Source organism: Xanthomonas sp. WHRI 10204 (assembly GCF_040202875.1).
Lineage (GTDB): Bacteria > Pseudomonadota > Gammaproteobacteria > Xanthomonadales > Xanthomonadaceae > Xanthomonas.
In genome coordinates, this window is sequence record NZ_JBEGDW010000004.1 from 295,280 (window position 1) to 313,894 (window position 18,615).

Below are 18,615 nucleotides of genomic sequence, written 5' to 3' on the forward strand. Positions count from 1 at the left end.
GCACTTCTGAGCGTAGAGAGCGAAGCAAGGCTGAGTCGCTGCGAGACAACTCAACCGCCCAGTAGGTCTATAAGTGCATCCAAATAATTTTGGCAACCACTCTGGTCGCTTTGTTAAAATATTTATTTCAAATTTCCTGCGGATCGTAAGACTTATCTGGCTCTTGAGTAGTAGTAATCCGCAATCAAGTTATTTATTTCACCTGCTTGGGTTCCGGTAAGGCGCCCCAAAGATGCATGCCCGTTGACAACCTGAATAACTTGCATAGCAACCTCAGCACTCAAATTGCCATTGACGTAATGCGCATTTAGCTGATCAATAACGGCGAGTCGTAGCGCGCCGGGGAAATCATTCTGAGCCAAGGTTCCTAAATGACTAGACCATCCGCTTGCGGTCCCGCTACTTCCAGTAGAAGAGACTCCTCCTCCAGCTCCACTCTGGCCGCCTCGATGGACGTCATACGGTATACTTAAAGTAGGCTCGGTTTGATAGCTATAATTTATACCCGATAATTTGAGCGCTGCATGTGGGAAAAGATGCTCACTCTCGAACTGACCTCTCTTTGAAGACTTCTTTGTTTCTTTATGCTGACCTGCGGCCTTCGGTGAGAAAGCGTCGCCATTGCAGGAAAAAATTCCACGATGGCAAATTGATCCCATATTACAAAGGGCATCTAGACAGTGAGGGCACATACTTCCTCCTTTGAACTCATTCCACCAATTGATATTTTTTTAGATTAATATTCCAAGTAAGCCAAAGAGGTAACGAGCTTATCTATGTCAATCCATAGACTCGCGTCCAAACGACTCCAGTCACCTGGACTATGTGTGCGCACGGTAGGTGAATTTGGTAGCTTCTCAACCTCCCATGTTTCGTTATCATCGCAGGAAAAAAAATACTGATTTAGGTACGGACCGCTTTCTATCTTCAAATGCCCCTCCTTGAAAGTTCCCTCCCGAGTGTCATCGGGTGGAAATGATAAGTGGGCTCGCAGCCATTGACCTTTTACTTTCACCTCGATCCCTTGAAGCAATACCATTCCAGCACCGGACCTTGAGTTAGCTACACTAAGCTTTCCGCTGCATCGCAACGAGGTAAATCTCCAGCTGTTGAACTCAAACGTAGGCCAGTGCTTCTCAAGATAAGTGAGGGTTTGATTTGACATGAAATTACACCTCTTATAAGCAGAAATTAATAATTTAACTAGACATCGATAGACTAAGGATCCGCTCGCCACATCAAATTTCTTTGATGCGACGCTGCGAAGAAATTAATTACGCGATATCGAAATTATAAATAAAATTATTGCCGTTCGAATCGACACTAATAGATCTATTCCCACTACTTTCCAGCGTTCGATTTAAGAAATCCCGCGAAATCTCCGGCAACATAGAATTAGTCAGAATCGCATCAATCATCCGCCCGCCTGACTCGCTCTCCGTACAACGCGAGACCACCAGCTCCACCACCGAATCGTCGTACTCAAACGGAATCTTGTAGCGCGCCTCGATCCGCCTCTTGATGCGGTTCAACTGCAACCGCACGATCTGGCCGAGCATGGCGTTGCTCAGCGGGTAATACGGAATTGCCACCAGCCGCCCGAGCAATGCCGGCGGAAACACCTTCAACAACGGTTCGCGGATGGCCTTTGCCATGCCTTCCGGATCCGGCATCAGTTCCGGGTCCTTGCACAGGCTGGCGATAAGGTCGGTGCCGGCGTTGCTGGTGAGGATGATCAAGGTGTTGCGGAAGTCGATGCGGCGGCCTTCGCCGTCTTCCATCCAGCCCTTGTCGAAGACCTGGAAGAACAGTTCGTGTACGTCGGGGTGCGCTTTTTCCACTTCGTCCAGCAACACCACCGAGTAGGGTTTGCGGCGCACTGCTTCGGTGAGCACGCCGCCTTCGCCATAGCCCACATAGCCCGGCGGTGCGCCCTTGAGCGAGGAGACGGTGTGCGCTTCTTGGTATTCGCTCATGTTGATGATGATCAGGTTTTGTTCGCCGCCGTACAGCGTCTCTGCCAGGGCGAGTGCGGTTTCGGTCTTGCCGACGCCGGAGGTGCCGGCCAGCAGGAATACGCCGATCGGTTTATCCGGGTTGTCCAGGCCGGCGCGGCTGGTCTGGATGCGCTTGGCGATCATCTCCATGGCGTGGTCCTGGCCGATGACACGCTTGGCCAGCAGTTCGGGCAAGCGCAGCACAGTGTCGATCTCGTTGCGCGCCATGCGCCCGACCGGGATGCCCGTCCAGTCGGCGACGACGGCAGCGACGGCTTGATAATCGACAGTGGGCAGGATCAGTGGCGATTCGCCTTGTAACGCGGCCAGTTCGGCCTGCACCAGTTGCAGGCGCGCCAGTAGCGTGTCGCGATCCACTTGCACCGGTGCGTCGAGCACGGCGGTATCGCCGGAGGCGTCCTGTTCTGCCTCGGCTTCCAACGCACTGCCGGTCCCCTCCACCGGCGCATTGCCGCTGCGTAGTTGCGCGCGCAACGACAGCAATTCTTCGACCAATGTTTTCTCGGACACCCAGCGCTGTTCCAGGTCATGCAAACGGCGACGCTCGCCATCGAGCAAACCCGTGCACGCAGCCGCGCGCTCATCCACCACGATGCCGATGGCGCGCTCGCGCTCGATGATGGCGTGTTCGATGTCCAGCGATTCGATGCGGCGGCGGCTGTCGTCCACTTCCGCCGGCGTGGCGTGCAGGCTCACTGCAACGCGGGCGCACGCGGTATCTAGCAGGCTCACCGATTTATCCGGCAACTGGCGCGCGGGGATGTAGCGGTGGCTGAGTTTGACCGCCGCCTCCAGCGCCTCGTCCAGGATCTGCACGCTGTGGTGCTGCTCCATCATCGAAGCGACGCCGCGCATCATGCGCACCGCCTTGGCTTCGTCCGGCTCGTCCACCTGCACGGCCTGGAAACGGCGGCTCAGCGCCGGGTCTTTTTCGATGTACTTCTTGTACTCGGCAAAGGTCGTCGCGCCCACGGTGCGCAGCGTGCCGCGCGCCAGTGCCGGCTTGAGCAGATTGGCGGCATCGCCGGTGCCGGCCGCGCCACCGGCGCCGACCAAGGTGTGGGTTTCATCCACGAACAGAATGATCGGCTTGGGGCTGGCCTGTACTTCGTCGATGACCGCGCGCAGGCGCTGCTCGAACTCGCCCTTCATGCTTGCGCCGGCCTGCAACAGGCCGACGTCCAGCGTGCGCAGTTGCACATCCTTCAATGCGGGCGGCACGTCGCCGCGTGCGATGCGCTGCGCGAAGCCTTCCACCACCGCGGTCTTGCCCACGCCAGCCTCGCCGACCAGGATGGGGTTGTTCTGGCGGCGACGCATCAGGATGTCCACCACCTGGCGAATCTCGTCGTCGCGGCCGATAATCGGGTCCAGCTTGCCATCGCGCGCTTGCGCGGTGAGATCGATGGTGAATTTCTTCAGTGCTTCCTGCTTGCCCATCGCGGCCGGGGCGATGGCACCGCTGGCTTCGCCCGGCGCCGCACTTTGACCGAGCGAAAACCCATCGCTGGGCAGCAGGCCATCTTCCGGCGAGCCGGTCACGATCTGTGCAAAGTGCTCGTTGAGCACAGCGGGCTTGAGCTTGTCGAATTCCTTGGAGATCGCCAGCAGTGCGTTGCGTAGACCGCGCACGCTCAAGATGCCGACGACCAGGTAACCGGTGCGCACCTGCGCCTCGCCGAAGCTCAGCGAGGCATACACCCAACCGCGCTCCACCGCTTCTTCGACATTTGCCGATAGATCGGTGACGGCGGTGGAGCCGCGCGGCAGGCCATCCAGCGCGGCGGTGACATCGCGCGCCAGCGTTGAGGGATTGAACTGGAAGTGCTTGATGATGCGGTGCAGGTCCGAGTCCTGCAGCTGCAGCAACTGATGCAGCCAGTGCACCAGTTCCACATACGGGTTACCGCGCAGCTTGCAAAACACCGTGGCACTTTCGATGCCGCGATAGGCGAGTGGATTGAGCTTGCCGAACAGGGCACTGCGGGAGATCTCGGCCATGATGCGTCCTTCGAAGTCGGTACGTTGCGTGTGAGCGTGTGTGTGAGCGGCAGTGGTAGCGGTGCGGTCAGCCGGAGGGGCGCAGCAGCACCTCGTCGGCGTCGGCAACGCTCCAGGCGCGCCGGCCGAGCCAGGTGTCCAGGCCCAAGCGGCTATTGCGTGCCAAGTGCGGGGTGGGGACGTCGTCGGCCTTGAGCAGCAACTGCAGCTCCCAGCCGAATTCGTCGCCCAGATAGCTGCGTACCGCCGCGGTAAGTTGGCGTAGCGCGTGGCCACCGGGCAGGAAGCGTTGAAACGCGATGCGCGGCAGCGGCCCCAGCCGAATCCGCACACGCTGTTGCGCACCACGCACCTGTGCACCAACCACGCTGTCCACACCGAGCCGTGCATTGCGCGGACCAAGGCCCAATTGCAACTGCGCATCGGCGGGGAGCCGCATCCATTCGGCAATGAACTCCTGCACCTGCACCGGCCAGTCGAACAGCTGCTGCAGCACGGCGCGCAATCCTTCCGGTGTGCGCGTGGCCGCACCAAATCGTCCGGCGTGATAGCGGCGCGCATCGTCGGGCAATGCATCGCGCTCGCGCAGATGCGGGCTGGCGATACCGACCAGCGCGTCCAGCCACGCACGAAACTGATCGCTGGCCGGTCGCTCGGCCTGCACGGTGGGCTGCGCCTGCGCCCAGGCGCGATAGAACAGGCTGAGCATGCGGTGATGGAACACATCGGCAAACGCGGCGAAGGTGCCATCCTTGGCTTGCAGCGCACGCTCGATGGCGTATTCGGTCAGGTGCAGCGGCAGCGGCGCGTTGGGGCCAAACAGGCCAAGAAACAGCCCGTACAGCGCCGCGGGTTGCGCGTCGTGCGCCGGTGTGTAGCGGTCCAGGGCGTGCGGCGCGAATGCCAGCGACGGGGTGTGTCGCAGGCGCACCACGTCGTCCGCCGCACGGGCGGATTCGCCCAGGCGCGGCTGCAACGGGTGGCAACGCTCGATCGCGCGCAGCGCCGCAAACGGGGTGAAGTCCTGGGGCCGGGTGTGCAGCGCCTGTTCCAGCGCGGCAGCACCGGCGCTTACAGGCGCGGTCGGGAGCCGGGCTGGGCGGGCCATCGGGCCACCTCGTTGCGTTCGGTGGTGCGCAGCACGGTTTCGGTAAAGGAATTCACCGAGACATAGCGCGCAAAGAAGTGCCGCAGCACCGAGGTCAGCAGAAACGCGCCGGTGCCTTCAAAGGCGGCGTCTTCGCAAGTGAGCGTGATCTCCAAACCACGGCCGAACGTGATCGGGCCCGGCACCGGAATGCGTCGCACGATCGGCGTGCCGGTGACCTGCTTGACCCCTTCGATCTGCCGCTGTGCCGAGGCATCGAACGGGTCGCAATACAGGGTGAGGATCTCGCGCAGCGCCGCCGCACCGTTGGTTCCATCTTCGAACAGCGACAGATAATTGAGCTGCAATTGACTGAGCAGGCGCCACGCGGTTTGCCCGTCGGACACGGCCGGGCGCGGCTTGGTCGGCCCGGCCACGCAGCGCACGCTCTGTACCGGCACACCACTGTCCATGCTGAAGTCGGTGGTGCCCTTGCCCACCGGCATGTGCAGTGGCAGGTCGCGGTTGCTGCACCATAGCTGCAGCCCGAGCTGACGCAAGTTGCTGGCGTGCGCCTGATCGTTGGCATCGACCAGGCTGACGAACACCTCGCTGCCCACATAACTGGAGCGCGCGCCATCGCGGCGTTGCCGCGCCGACAGTAGGCGTGGCTCGCGGCGCATGGTGTAGAACGCGCCATGCCGCGCATGCCAGGTGCGTGCGTCGCCACCATAGAACGCGGTGAAGCGTTGTTCCGGTTCCTGGCGGTCGCCGAAGCCTTCCACCTCGCCCAGATGATGGATCTCGAAATCCATCGGCCGGGTGCGATCGGCCAGCACGTGATACTCGTGCTGGCCGGTCTGCAGATGGATGCGGTCGGCGCGGCGTTCGAACAGATTGATTGCCGGCGTACAGAACAGCTTGAAGTGTTCGGCACTCACTGCAGCCGCCAGGCTGGGCACGCTGCGTTCCAGCAAGATCACCACCTCAAAGCTGGTGCCGTGCAGGCGACGCAATGCAGTGCGCAGACCGGTGAGTTCTGCGAACAGAAAGCGCTCCGGGCAGGCGAAATATTCCTGTAGCAACCGGTAGCCACTGAACGAGCGACCGTCATACGGGATCAAGCTGTCTTCGTCGGCGTACCCGCGCATCTGCAACGCATCGGCGCCTTGCAGCGTCTGCACGGTCGCGCCCTGCGCATCGCTGCCACGTAGCAGGACGGCGCTGGTGTCGGCATGCAGTTGTTCGTACAGCCGCTTGGGCAGGCCATCGGCGCCGGCAAGAAACAGCGGCAGCCGATCCAATGCCAGACCTTGGGTCTGTGCGCCGCCCACCAGCTCGAAGCGCAATCGGATGCCGGCGCGCACGCTGCGCCCGGCGGGCAATGCGATACCCGCCGCCGCCAGCGCAGCCGGCGATTCCAGATACTTGGCCTCGGCCAACTGCAGCGGCCACAGCGTCACCGCATGCGCGGTGCGAAATTCGCAGGCGGTGCGCTCACCGGCGCCGATCAGGCTGCGCAGCGCGCTATGCCGCGGCACGTCGACACCGGCGCTCAGGCCGCTGTCTTTCAGATCCGGCTGCAACTGCACCACTGCCATCGATGGTAGTGGCGCCAGATAATGCGGGTAGACCATTTCCAGCAAGTGCTGGGTGAAGACCGGGTACTGCGCATCCAGCTTGAGCTGCACGCGCGCGGCCAGAAACGCGAACCCTTCGAGCAGCCGCTCCACATACGGGTCGGCGCATTCGAACGCATCCAGCCCCAGCCGCCCGGCAATCTTGGGGTACTCGCGCGCAAACTCGGCGCCCATGTCGCGCACGTGCTGCAATTCGCGGGTGTAGTACGGGAGCAGGCGCGGGTCCATGGGATTAGCCGTGGCCCTCCATCACTTCGAGCCTGCCGGTTTCCAGGTCCAGCGCGGTCTTCAGATACAGGTTCAACGGCAGCGGCTGCGCCCACATCTCCGATTGGATGGTGAACAGCAGCGAGCGCTTGTCCATGCGCGCAGCGTCGGCGTGCACGCTGACGCGCAAGGTATCGGCGATCAGGCGTGGTTCGAAGGCCAGGATGGCGTCGCGAATGCGCTGCTGCAGCGCAGCCGCATCGATGCCGGCCACGGCTGCGCCGGCCAGATCGGGGATGCCGAAGTTGAGCACCGAGCGACGGATCTGCGGATGCGCGTCCAGCGGCCGGCTGGTTTCCAGATTCACTGCATTCAACAGCCACGACAGATCGCGGATTACGCATTCGCGCAGGCGCGTTGCCGAAATCACGCGTTGGTCGCGGCTCTCTTCGCGTTGGCTGGGCGCGGCATCGGTGAGCCGGTCCAGCAGCGAGGGCTGCAAGCGTTCGGTGGTGGTGAGCTCGGCCATGACGATCAGGACGCGTCGAACTGCAGCTCGCGCACCTCAAGCAGCGCAACCTCGCGCGACTCGGTGCTGAGCATGCGTTGGCCCAGGCCGATTTCGCCCTGTGCACCTTCGGTCCATTCGGTGCGACGCGCCAGTTGCAGCTCGCCCGCATCCAGGTGTTCGCTGCCGGGATAGCGCACCGGCATGTACGCAAACGCCTGTCCACCATTGCGCCACAGCACGCTCACCGGCGCCCATACGGTGTCGCGTAGATCGCTGGGCGCTTCGAAGCGTAACTGCTGCACCTGATGCAGCGGTGCCCACGCATAGCCGGTGTCCAGGATCAGTTCGATGCATGGGCCGAAGCGTGCATCCGCATCGGCCAGCCACTCGAACCGCACGCCATCCAGCGTGCCGCCGATGGCCGGTGCCTGCGCAAACGCCTGCTCGCGCAATGCGGCCGCCTGCGCTGCATTGCCGCGTAGCGATAACTGCAAGGCCTGCAGGTGCAGCGCCATCCAGGCATCGGGTGCGCCGATCACGGTAGGCAGGCAGTCGCCGGCAAATACCGCAGCGCGCGTCTGTTCTGCCTGCAACACGCGCTGGTAGGTGTGCACCATCGGCGCACTGCCGCCATCCAGCTCCAGGCAGGCGCGCAGCTGGTCGGCCGCACGCGACCACTGGCCCAGGACAGCCAGCAGCTGAAACAAAAACACGCGCTGCGCGGCATCGGCCGGTTGCCGACGCACCTGCTGCACCAATTGCTGCAACGCCTGCGCCGGCTCGCCACGGGCGAGCAGGGTCTGTGCGGTAGCATCCATCGCGCGTGTCCTTATCGAAGAAGGTGGCGGTGCCGGTTATGGCACCGCCGTTGGTGTTGCCGGCATTACGCCTTGGCGACAGCCTGGATGTCGTAGGTGAATTCCTTCGCGCCGCCCTGCGCCGTGCCCTTGTCGTCCTGCGGCTGGAAGCCGTACTTGAACTTGCCGAAATGCAGCGTCACGTTCTCAGTCAGACGGTCTTCGCCGCCGGAACCGCCGGTGGACAGCGAGGTGATCAGCACGCCTTCGCTCAACTCGACCGTCAGAAAGTCGCTCTGCTCGCCGGTGGCGTTGGTCACGTACAACCAGGCGTTTTCCACGCGTGCGCCGGTGCACACCGCATCGAGCAATGCGTTGGAGCACCCGTCGACGTACTTGGTGATGGAAATGTCCTGGATATGCGCCTTGCCGCCACTGGCCGAACCGCCACCGGTATGCAGGTCGCCGGAATTGCTCGCGCCCCACGACCACGCCAGGATCGGAATCTCGCCCTTGTGCTTCTTGTGATTGGACGCGCCTTCGATCTTGACCTTGCCGCTGCCGAACTTGATATGCATGTCGAACGCCATGGAACTGCTCCTTCGCTAAGTGGGAAACACAGGTGGCGCAACGTGCAGAGCGCACGTCGTCGCCGTGACGCAAAGACGCTGGATCAGGCCTTGGCGGCCGAGGGCAAGCGCGAGACCAGCCGCAACGAGACGGTCAGGCCTTCCAGCTGGTAATGCGGCTTGAGGAAGAACTTGGAGCTGTAATAGCCCGGTGCGCCCTCCACTTCTTCCACCACCACTTCGGCGGCGGCCAAGGGCTTGCGCGCCTTGGTTTCTTCGCTGGAATTGGACGGGTCGCCATCGATGTACTGGGTCACCCAGCGCGTCAGCCAGCTCTGCATCTGCTCGCGATCGGAGAACGACCCGATCTTGTCGCGCACGATGCACTTGAGGTAATGCGCAAAGCGGCAGCAGGCAAACATGTACGGCAGGCGCGCGCCCAATGCGGCGTTGGCGGTGGCATCCGGGTCGTCGTATTCGTCGGGCTTGTTCAAGGACTGCGCGCTGATGAAGGCGGCCATGTCCGAGTTTTTGCGATGCACCAGCGGCATCAGGCCCATCTTGTCCAGCTCGGCCGAACGGCGGTCGGTGATCGCCACTTCGGTGGGGCACTTCATGTCCACGCCGCCGTCGTCGGTGGGGAAGGTGTGCGTCGGCAGCCCTTCCACCGCGCCGCCGGATTCGATGCCACGAATCCGCGAGCACCAGCCGTACTGCTTGAACGAGCGGTTGATGTTGACCGCCATCGCATACGCCGCGTTTTGCCAGGTGTATTTATTGGAATCGGCGCCGGCAGTCTCTTCTTCGAAATCGAATTCGTCCACCGGGCTGGTGGCCGCGCCATACGGTAGACGCGACAGCGTGCGCGGCATCGCCAGACCGATGTACTTGGAGTCTTCCGACTCGCGCAGCGAGCGCCATGCGGCGTAATCGGGCGTGGAAAAGATCTTGGCCAGATCGCGCGGATTGGACAGCTCGTTCCAGTTGTCCATGCCCATCAACTTGGGCGCAGCCGCGGCAATGAACGGCGCGTGCGCAGCCGCAGCAACCTGTGCAATACCGTTGAGCAGCTCCACATCCGGCGGGCTCTGGTCGAAGTAGTAATCGCCGACCAGGCAGCCATACGGCTCGCCGCCGAGCTGGCCGTATTCCTGCTCGTAGACCTTCTTGAAAATGGGGCTCTGATCCCACGCGGTGCCCTTGTAGCGCTTGAGCACCTTGCCCAGTTCCTTCTTGCTGATGTTCAGCACGCGGATCTTGAGCTGCTGATCGGTCTCGGTGTTGTTGACCAGGTAATGCAGGCCGCGCCAGGCACCTTCGAGCTGCTGCAGATCGGCGTGATGCAGGATCTTGTTGAGCTGTTCGGTGAGCGTGCGGTCGATCTCGGCGATATAGGCCTTGATGGTTTGCGAGACGTCTTCGCTGACCACATCGCTGCGGTTGAGCACCTGCTCGGCGAGCGTGCGTACCGCCGCTTCCACTTCTTCCTTGGCGCGTTCGCTCTTGGGGCGGAACTCGCGATTGAGCAGCGCGGCAAAATCGCCTTGCTCGCTGGTTTCGGTACTGCTGCTGGCCAGTGCGGCTTCGGTGGCGGACATGGCGTCAGGCTCCTTCCGGCTCGGAGGCAGGCTTGGCCGCCGACACCAGCGACTGCAGCAACGCCGGGTCGCGGATGGCATTGGCAATCAGCTGCTCGGCGCCGGCCTTGCCGTCCATATAGGTGTCCAGGTTGGCCAACTGCGTGCGTGCTTCGAGCAACTTGGCCAGCGGCGCGACCTTGCGCGCGATGGCGGCCGGGGAAAAGTCGTCCATGCTTTCGAAGGTGATATCCACCGCCAGCTCGCCTTCGCCGGTGAGCGTGTTGGGCACCTTGAACTGCGCACGCGGGCGCATCGACTGCAGGCGGCTGTCGAAGTTGTCGACGTCGATCTCCAATGCCTTGCGCTCGTCTAGCGAAGGCAGTTCGCCGGCGTTGGCACCGGACAGGTCCGACATCACGCCCATCACGAACGGAATCTGCACTTTCTTCTGCGCGCCGTAGACCTCTACGTCGTATTCGATCTGCACGCGTGGCGCCCGATTGCGGGCGATGAACTTCTGACTGCTGGCCATGCCTGATCTCCGATTGAGCTTGCCCGTTGCGCCAACGTGCGGGGCACGTGCGCTGCCTTGTGGCCTGGATATCGCCGGCCCGGCCGATCGCCTGGAGCCTGCGTGCGACGCCGGTGCTGCGAGCTTCCCCGCAACTGCCGCACCACGCGGACCAAAGCGACAGGCCGTGCGATGACGCTCTTCAGCGTTGCGGCGAGTCTAGGAATGGCCCTGCGCGCTCACCCGACAAATCGTCTCAATCGTGCCGATGCGTGATGCGCGGCCGACTTCGTGAAAGAGGCGTGATGGGTTGGCGATGCTTTTTTCGGTTGATCAAAGGACAGGCCCCGGGGAGTGGGCCGCAGGCAGTACCGCATGAGCATCAGCTACTACAGCGCCATCGCGCCGCAAGCGTCCTCGACCATGGAGGCGCATGCGCCGCTGATGATCGATCTGCTGGCCTATATCGAGCAGCACATCAGTGAGGCCGAGCTCGGCACCGAGTCGTTGCAACAGGCGTTCGCGCTGTCGCGGGCGTCGTTGTATCGGCTGTTCCAGTCGCGTGGCGGCGTCGCCAGTTATATCCGCGAGCAGCGCCTGTGCACTGCGCACCGCTATCTGCAGGCGTATCCGGAGTGCAGCCTGACCTGGTTGCTGTACGAAATGGGGTTTGCCTCGGAGCGGCAGTTCCAGCGCGCCTTCCAGCAGCGCTTCGGCATGCCACCGATGCAGTGGCGCCGCCAATGCCGCGCCACGCCGCACGCACCGGCACCGCGCCGTGGCCACTACATGCCGATGTGGCGCTTCATGCGCGAGCTAGGCCAGGACGCGCAGCAGCACACGCCCGCCACGCCACGCACGGCTGCGCCGCTTACCCATAACGCACCGCTGATGCACGCCGAAGCACTGCGCCGGCTCGCCCGACCGTCGCCACGCTTTGTGGCGCAACTGGAGCCGATGAAGGGCTAAGCACGGTGGGTTGCGTAGGAGCGCACCTGGGCGCGATGGCATTACCGGGAACGCCCCATCGCGCCCAGGTGCGCTCCTACAACAGCGTGCATGCATCAGACTGCACGTCCATTCATCGTGTTCTTGTCTGCCTCGTGCACACCGGAAACTATAAACACTACGTAGGAGCGCACCTGGGCGCGACTGGCTTTACCTGGACGCCCCATCGCGCCCGGGGGCGCTCCTACGACAGCGTGCATGCATCAGACTGCACGTCCATTCATCGTGTTCTTGTCTGCCTCGCGCGCACCGGAAACTATAAACACTGCGTAGGAGCGCACCTGGGCGCGACTGGCATTACCGGGAACGCCAGTCGCGCCCAGGTGCGCTCCTACGTGTAACAACCCGATGGGCCTTCTGCATGCCTGCTCATCAACAACTCGATATCGGCATCGGCCTCAACGAATCACCAGCACCGGAATCGTACTGTGCGTCAGCACTTCCACGGTCTGGCTGCCGAGCAGCATGCGGCGCACGCCACGTCGCCCGTGCGAGGTCATGATGATGAGATCGCTTCTGCATTCTTCTGCGATCTGCACGATGCCCTCGGCAGCGAAGCGGTCCAGCACATGCCGCGAGGTCGCCTTGATGTTTGCAGCTATCGCCAGCTCCAGTGCAGGACGCAGAATCTTTTCGGCAGCGGCTTCGCGCTCTTTACGATACTCCGGGCTCGCCTCGTAGCCCACGCTCCAGCCCATCGCATCGTACATGCCCATCGCCCACGGCTCGGACACGGTGACGATATCAACCTTGGCACCGGTTGCCTTGGCCAATTCCAGTCCCTGAAACAAGCCGCGATGCGACAGCTCGGATGCATCGATGGCGATGAGAATACGTTTGTACATGGTGACCTCCTGCAAGGGTGGCAGTGCTGCCAAAGGGTAGTGCCGGACTCACGGTGACAGGCGCTGGTGGTGGCTGCCTTGATGTGGATCAATGCTGCAATTGCTGGTGTGGCGACTCATGATGTTTTTGCTACTACGTGCAACGCATACAAGATCGCTCACATCGCACGCAACGCGTCTTTCACTGCGCTCAATCCGTCGCTACGGCATCCGGATCAGGCCGCATCTCGCGCACGCGCGCCGGATTGCCCACTGCCGTCGCACCCGCGGGGACATCGCGGGTAACCACCGCGCCTGCGCCGATCAACGCATCGTCGCCAATGCTCACGCCCGGCAGGATGATCGCCCCGCCGCCAATCCACACGTTGCGCCCAATGCGAATCGGGCGTCCAAATTCCAGACCGCTGGCACGGCCGGCCGCATCGCGCGGATGATCGGCAGCGTAAAGCTGGACGCCAGGCCCAATCTGCGTGCCATCGCCAATGCTGACGTCGCAAATATCGAGAATCACACAGTTAAAATTGAGAAAGACCCCCGCACCCAGACGGATGTTGTATCCGTAGTCGCAATGAAACGGCGCACGGATCACCGCGCCCGCGCCCACCTCAGCTAACCGCTCGCGCAAGAGCGCGTGCCGCTGCTCAGCCGTCTGCAGGGCAGCTGCGTTGTAACGCACCATCCACTCGGCAGCGGCCGCCTGATCGGCCTGCAGCACTTCATCGGCAGCGTTGTACAGCTCGCCTGCGAGCATTTTCTGTTTTTCGGTGCGCATCGGGCCGTGTGTCTTCATGCAGTCGGTTCGACCGCAGCGTGTCACGAATGCTGTGGCGAATGCATCGGGCAGCGCACAACGGCGCGATACGGTGCTGGAACGGCCTGGACACGAAGATGACGCTCCGTCACCGCGCTCCACCCTCATCCAGAACTGCGCGCCACACCTGCCTGCAGGAAGAGGAGAAAGCGCGCCATCGCCTAGCTACATCACCGTCAGATTCGCGTACGCCATCACCAGCCATTTGGCGCCTACTTCGTCGAACTGCACCTGCACGCGCGCATGCGCACCGCTGCCTTCGTAATCGACGACCACGCCGCCGCCGAAGGTGGGGTGCTCGACGTTGGCGCCGAGTTTGATCGGCGCGGCCTCCACGATTCCGTGCACCGGGCCGCCACGCGCTGCGCCCAACGAGGCGGTGCGCGAAACCTGCACTTTGGGGCGCACTTCGTTCAATAACTCGCGCGGAATCTCGCGCAAAAATCGCGACGGGACGTTGTAGTTGTCCTGACCATGGATGCGGCGCGACTCGGCGTAGCACAGCACCAGCTTCTGCCGTGCGCGAGTGATGCCCACATACGCCAGACGCCGTTCTTCCTCCAACCGGCCGCTTTCTTCCAGCGACCGCGCACTCGGAAACAAGCCATCTTCCAGGCCGACCAGAAACACGATCGGAAACTCCAGGCCCTTGGCCGAATGCAGCGTCATCAACTGCACGCCTTCTTCGCCGGCCTGCGCCTGGCCTTCGCCGGCTTCCAGCGAGGCGTATGCCAGAAACGCAACCAGCTCGGTCATGCCCTGGCTGTCTTCGTCGTCCGGCCGGGTGAAGCGCGAGGCCACCGACACCAGTTCGTCCAGGTTTTCGGTGCGCGATTCCGAATCCAGCCCGCTGCGGCTTTCCTTGGCCCAATGCTCGCGCAGGCCCGAGCGCATCAGCACGTGGTCGATGCGTTCGGCCAGTTCCATCTCGCCGGTTTCGGCGTGCAACTGGCCGACCAGGCTCAGGAAGGTCGCCAAGGCATTGCGCGCACGCGCGGCCAGGCTGTTTTCCTGCGTGGCCAGCATTGCCGCTTCCCACAACGACAACGCATTGGCGCGTGCCAGCCGGCGCACTTCGTCCAGCGTGCGGTCGCCGATGCCGCGCGTGGGCGTATTGACGGCGCGTTCGAAGGCGGCATCGTCGCTGCGGTTGGTGAGCAGGCGCAGGTAAGCCAGCGCATCCTTGATTTCGGCGCGCTCGAAAAAGCGCATGCCGCCATACACGCGGTACGGCAATTGCTCGGAAATCAGTGCTTCTTCCAGCGCGCGCGATTGCGCGTTACTGCGATACAGCACCGCCACTTCGCCGTAGCTGCCGCCATCGCGCACCCACTGGCGCGCGCGCTCCACCGCATAGCGCGCCTCGTCTACTTCGTTATAGGCCGCGTACAGATCGATCGGGTCGCCATCGCCGGAATCGGTCCACAGCTGCTTGCCGATACGGTCCGGGTTATTGGCGATCACCGCATTGGCCGCGCCCAGGATATTGGCGCTGGAACGGTAGTTTTGCTCTAGCCGCACCGTCTGCGCGCCGGGGAAATCCTTGAGGAACTTCTGCACGTTCTCGACCTTGGCACCGCGCCAGCCATAGATGGCCTGGTCGTCGTCGCCGACCACGAACACATGCCCGGTCTCGCCGGCCAGCACGCGCACGAAGGCGTACTGGATGGCGTTGGTGTCCTGGAACTCGTCCACCAGAATTTCGCGAAAGCGTGCGCGGTAATGCGCCAGCAATGCCGGGGTGTCGCGCAGCAGTTCGTGCGCGCGCAGCAGCAGCTCGGCGAAATCCAGCAGCCCGGAGCGGTCGCAACGTTCCTGATAGGCCGCATACACCTGCCGGCGCACCTCGGTCCAATCGTCGTTGGGCTCGGGCTGGATATGCTGCGGACGACGGCCTTCGTCCTTCTGCTCGTTGATCCACCAGCTCATCTGCTTGGGCGGATACTTGCTCTCGTCCAGCTCCAGCGACTGCACCACGCGCTTGACCAGCCGCAGCTGGTCGTCGCTGTCCATGACCTGGAAGCCTTCGGGCAGCCGCGCGTCCTGCCAATGCAGGCGCAACAGCCGATGCGCCAGCCCATGGAAGGTGCCGATCCACATCCCGCGGCTGCCGTTACGCAGCTGCAGGTCGGTGCGGTGACGCATCTCGCCGGCGGCCTTGTTGGTGAAGGTCACCGCAAAGATGCCGTGGTTGGGCACGCCCTGGACTTCGTTGAGCCAGGCAATGCGATGGATCAGCACGCGCGTCTTGCCGGAGCCGGCGCCGGCCAGCACGAGGTAATGCCCCGGCGGCGCGGAAACGGCCTCGCGCTGGGCGGGGTTTAAATGATCGAGCAAATGAGAGACATCCACCGGCGCATTTTACCGGTTGTGGCGTCGCTGCGGCTGAGATTGCGATGAAGCGGTTTGGGATTGCTGCCCCCATCCGCCCTTCGGGCACCTTCCCCCGCAGGCGGGAGAAGGCAGGATGCTGGCTTCTCTGCCGCCTGCCAGAGGAGCTTAGGACGTTGATTGCTCTGCGGCCTGCTTGAGAAGGCAGGATGTTGGTTGCTCTGCGGCCTGCTTGAGAAGGCAGGATATTGGCTTCTCTGACGCCTGCCTGAGAAGCCAGGACGTTGATTGCTCTGACGCCTGCCTGAGAAACTAGGACGTTGATTGCTCTGCGGCCTGCCTGGGAAGCTAGGACGTCGATTGCTCTGACGCCTGCCTGAGAAGGCAGGACGTTGATTGCTCTGACACCGGCAAGATGAAGGCAGGAGGTTGATTGTTTTCCCGCCTGCTAGAGATCAGGCAGTGCTCGCCATGGCAGAGCCCCTCTCCCGGCTGCGGGGCTCCAAGGCACGGCTTGCGCGCCGCGCGCGTGCGTGCCTTGGAGCGCCCGCGCCGCAAGCGTAGGCCGGGGCGCGGAGCCGGGGTTGGGGGAGGGCACGAGACGCAGCCAAGCGAGTCACCCGAGGCTTCGCTCGCACGCTCATCCGGCGCTATGCGTCGCCTTCGCCCCTCGAAGAAGCCAATGTCGCGGTCGGAGAAGGCGGCCAAGCTCCTTCTCTGTTGCCGACACGCCTATCGGCGCTCCAGCTGCACCAACACATCCCGCGCAATCGCCGCTGCCTGTTCGCGCAACTCCGGCACTGCCAGGCTCTCCCACAACGAACCGATCCGCAGGCTGCCGATCACCCGCAGCCGCAGGTTGGCGCGCCCGTCGGCATCGAGCAGGCTGCCGTCGGCAGCGGTATCCACGCCGATCCCATGCGGGCCGGCCGTCGCAATACCCTGCCCCAGCAACTGCTGCAGCAACGGATTTCGCATCGCCTGTACGCGCATTTCAACGCCCGTGGCATTGACCAGCGTCTGCACATCCAGCTGCAACGCATGCCCGGCACTGGCGGCGCCGGCACTCACACGCACGCATGCACCTACCTCGAAGGCCACATCCAGCCGCGCACGATGCAACTGCAGTTGCCCACGCGTCTGCATCGCCTGCAACTGCGCATGCACCGGCGCGGCAATGCGATGCCGATGCACATCCCAGTAGCGCACCACATGCCGCAGGAAACGGCGTTGATCGGCCACCGACAAGGTTTGCCACAAGGCCTGACTCAATGGTCGGATGCGTTCCATCACGCTCTGCCACGGCAGCCCCTGTGCCAGCGCCGCGCGCGCGTGCTGGCGCAACGCGCGCATGCGTGCGCGCAACGACAAGGCAAGCAATGGTTGTGGATCGAAGTCGGCGGCAGCGCCATGCGCATGCGGCAAGGGCAGCAGACCATGCCGCGACACCACATGCACCGCGCCGCGATGGGCCTGCGCAGCCAGCGTCACCACGGTGTCGGCCATGCTCAGCCCCGAGCCGACGATGCACACGGCGGCGTCTTGCGGTAGCGCGGCCACTGCTTCGGTGTCCCAGGCTTCCACCCGTTGCGCCGCCGACAAACCGGTGGCACCACGCAACGGCAACGGGCGCAGCGCGTTACCGACCGCCAGCACCACGGCGGCGGCCTGCACGGTGTGTCCGTCATCCAGCTGCAACAGCGCGCCGTCTGCGTTGGGCTGCAGGGTCTGCACGCGTGCGGTGTGCACGCGCAAGGTCGCAGGACTGGTTGCACGCGCGGCCTGCAGGCGCTCGCGCAGGTACGGGGCGTAATGCTTGCGCCCAACATACTGTTGCGGCAGCTGCGCGTCGTCCAGCTCCGGGCAGCATGCGTGCATGCGCAGATAGTCGACAAAATCCTGCGGCGTATCGGCCAGCGCGCTCATGCGCGCGGCAGGCACGTTCAATAGATGCTCGGGCCGCGCGGTGGAATAGGCCACGCCCTCGCCCAGCACCGGGTGCGGCTCGATCAGCACGATCTGCAGCGGCGTGGTCGCCTGATGCAGCAGCTGCAATGCCACCAGCACGCCGGAAGCGCCGCCTCCGACGATGGCGATCGCTGCAACGCCGGGATCACGCAATGTGTTCATTGCGGCATTGTAGGCGATGGCTGCACCAGACCCCTCGGTCACCGCATCACTCGCTGCGAAGGTGCGTCGTCGCCGCCGCAAGGGTGGGAGCGGTTGGCATGCGTCCTGGCATCAGAAGCACGTACGATCAGCCGCGCACGCTCGGTAAATGCCGCGGGAGGCCCACAGGATGTCCATCGCATTGGTCAGGCTCATCATCTATGTCCGCGACGTCGCTGCGGCCAAGGTGTTCTACCAGACCCACTTCGCGCTTCCCGTCATCGAGGAGATCGCCGATCAGTGGGTCGTCCTGGTGGCGGGCCAGATTGAACTGGCGCTGCACCTGATGGGCGACAGGTACCGACAGCAGCCGTCATCGCCCGCATCCGACGCGGCACCGGCGGTCGGCTCGACCACCAAGTTGGTGTTCGCCATCACCTCCGATCTGGCCGCCCATCGCGAGCAACTGCGCAGCGCAGGCGTACGTGTGGATGAACTCAAACGCTATGCGGGCTTCGCTTACCAGATGTACGACGGCCGCGACCCGGAGGGAAACGTGTTCCAGGTGATGCGACTGGACTGAGCGCAGG

General features: G+C 63.2%; 13 protein-coding genes and 1 pseudogene. 2 read left to right on the plus strand and 12 right to left on the minus strand.

All coding sequences use genetic code 11. The annotated features are described in order from the left end of the window. Nucleotides 1-1,274: 1,274 nt before the first annotated feature. From tssH to tssB, 8 genes are all read right to left on the minus strand, one after another. Entirely contained in the window at nucleotides 1,275-4,019 is a 2,745-nt protein-coding gene (gene tssH, locus ABQZ00_RS21505) for a type VI secretion system ATPase TssH (protein ID WP_323539022.1), read from the minus strand. 67 nt (nucleotides 4,020-4,086) lie between these two features. Continuing rightward, complete coding sequence (tssG, locus tag ABQZ00_RS21510) at nucleotides 4,087-5,127, minus strand: type VI secretion system baseplate subunit TssG (RefSeq protein ID WP_323539023.1); 1,041 nt, start codon at nucleotides 5,125-5,127, stop codon at nucleotides 4,087-4,089. Beyond that, nucleotides 5,091-6,974, minus strand: a complete 1,884-nt coding sequence (tssF, locus tag ABQZ00_RS21515) for a type VI secretion system baseplate subunit TssF (protein WP_323539024.1) — start codon at nucleotides 6,972-6,974, stop codon at nucleotides 5,091-5,093. Before tssF ends, tssG begins: the two co-directional genes overlap by 37 nt. 4 nt (nucleotides 6,975-6,978) lie before the next feature. Then, nucleotides 6,979-7,482: a type VI secretion system baseplate subunit TssE gene (tssE, locus tag ABQZ00_RS21520; protein WP_115514269.1), complete on the minus strand. Its 504-nt coding sequence runs from the start codon at nucleotides 7,480-7,482 to the stop codon at nucleotides 6,979-6,981. Between the two features lie 5 nt (nucleotides 7,483-7,487). After that, a complete protein-coding gene (locus ABQZ00_RS21525) occupies nucleotides 7,488-8,282 on the minus strand; it encodes a type VI secretion system accessory protein TagJ (RefSeq protein WP_055846862.1) in 795 nt (264 codons plus the stop codon). 65 nt (nucleotides 8,283-8,347) lie between these two features. After that, the gene (locus ABQZ00_RS21530) at nucleotides 8,348-8,851 is read right to left on the minus strand and encodes an Hcp family type VI secretion system effector (protein WP_323539025.1); all 504 of its coding nucleotides are present in this window, start codon (nucleotides 8,849-8,851) and stop codon (nucleotides 8,348-8,350) included. An 83-nt stretch (nucleotides 8,852-8,934) separates the two neighbouring features. Continuing rightward, nucleotides 8,935-10,428 (minus strand): type VI secretion system contractile sheath large subunit, encoded by a 1,494-nt coding sequence (gene tssC, locus ABQZ00_RS21535; protein WP_115514270.1) that lies wholly within the window; start codon nucleotides 10,426-10,428, stop codon nucleotides 8,935-8,937. Nucleotides 10,429-10,432: 4 nt separating this feature from the next. Next, nucleotides 10,433-10,942: a type VI secretion system contractile sheath small subunit gene (tssB, locus tag ABQZ00_RS21540; protein WP_008572540.1), complete on the minus strand. Its 510-nt coding sequence runs from the start codon at nucleotides 10,940-10,942 to the stop codon at nucleotides 10,433-10,435. Between the two features lie 289 nt (nucleotides 10,943-11,231). Between tssB and tagK the strand changes: the two are divergent. Further along, nucleotides 11,232-11,890 (plus strand): annotated as a pseudogene (gene tagK / locus ABQZ00_RS21545) (transcriptional regulator TagK). Between the two features lie 437 nt (nucleotides 11,891-12,327). Here tagK and ABQZ00_RS21550 read toward each other — a convergent pair. The 4 genes from ABQZ00_RS21550 to ABQZ00_RS21565 all read right to left on the minus strand — a co-directional run bounded on the left by ABQZ00_RS21550 (nucleotide 12,328) and on the right by ABQZ00_RS21565 (nucleotide 18,046). After that, the gene (locus ABQZ00_RS21550) at nucleotides 12,328-12,774 is read right to left on the minus strand and encodes a universal stress protein (RefSeq protein WP_323539026.1); all 447 of its coding nucleotides are present in this window, start codon (nucleotides 12,772-12,774) and stop codon (nucleotides 12,328-12,330) included. Nucleotides 12,775-12,964: 190 nt separating this feature from the next. Next, entirely contained in the window at nucleotides 12,965-13,546 is a 582-nt protein-coding gene (locus tag ABQZ00_RS21555) for a sugar O-acetyltransferase (RefSeq protein WP_323539069.1), read from the minus strand. 204 nt (nucleotides 13,547-13,750) lie between these two features. After that, the gene (uvrD, locus tag ABQZ00_RS21560) at nucleotides 13,751-15,937 is read right to left on the minus strand and encodes a DNA helicase II (RefSeq protein ID WP_323539027.1); all 2,187 of its coding nucleotides are present in this window, start codon (nucleotides 15,935-15,937) and stop codon (nucleotides 13,751-13,753) included. Nucleotides 15,938-16,648: 711 nt separating this feature from the next. Continuing rightward, nucleotides 16,649-18,046: an FAD/NAD(P)-binding protein gene (locus tag ABQZ00_RS21565; RefSeq protein WP_323539028.1), complete on the minus strand. Its 1,398-nt coding sequence runs from the start codon at nucleotides 18,044-18,046 to the stop codon at nucleotides 16,649-16,651. 169 nt (nucleotides 18,047-18,215) lie between these two features. On the opposite strand from ABQZ00_RS21565, the gene ABQZ00_RS21570 reads away from it, so the two are divergent. Further along, nucleotides 18,216-18,608 (plus strand): VOC family protein, encoded by a 393-nt coding sequence (locus ABQZ00_RS21570; RefSeq protein WP_323539029.1) that lies wholly within the window; start codon nucleotides 18,216-18,218, stop codon nucleotides 18,606-18,608. Nucleotides 18,609-18,615: the final 7 nt, after the last annotated feature.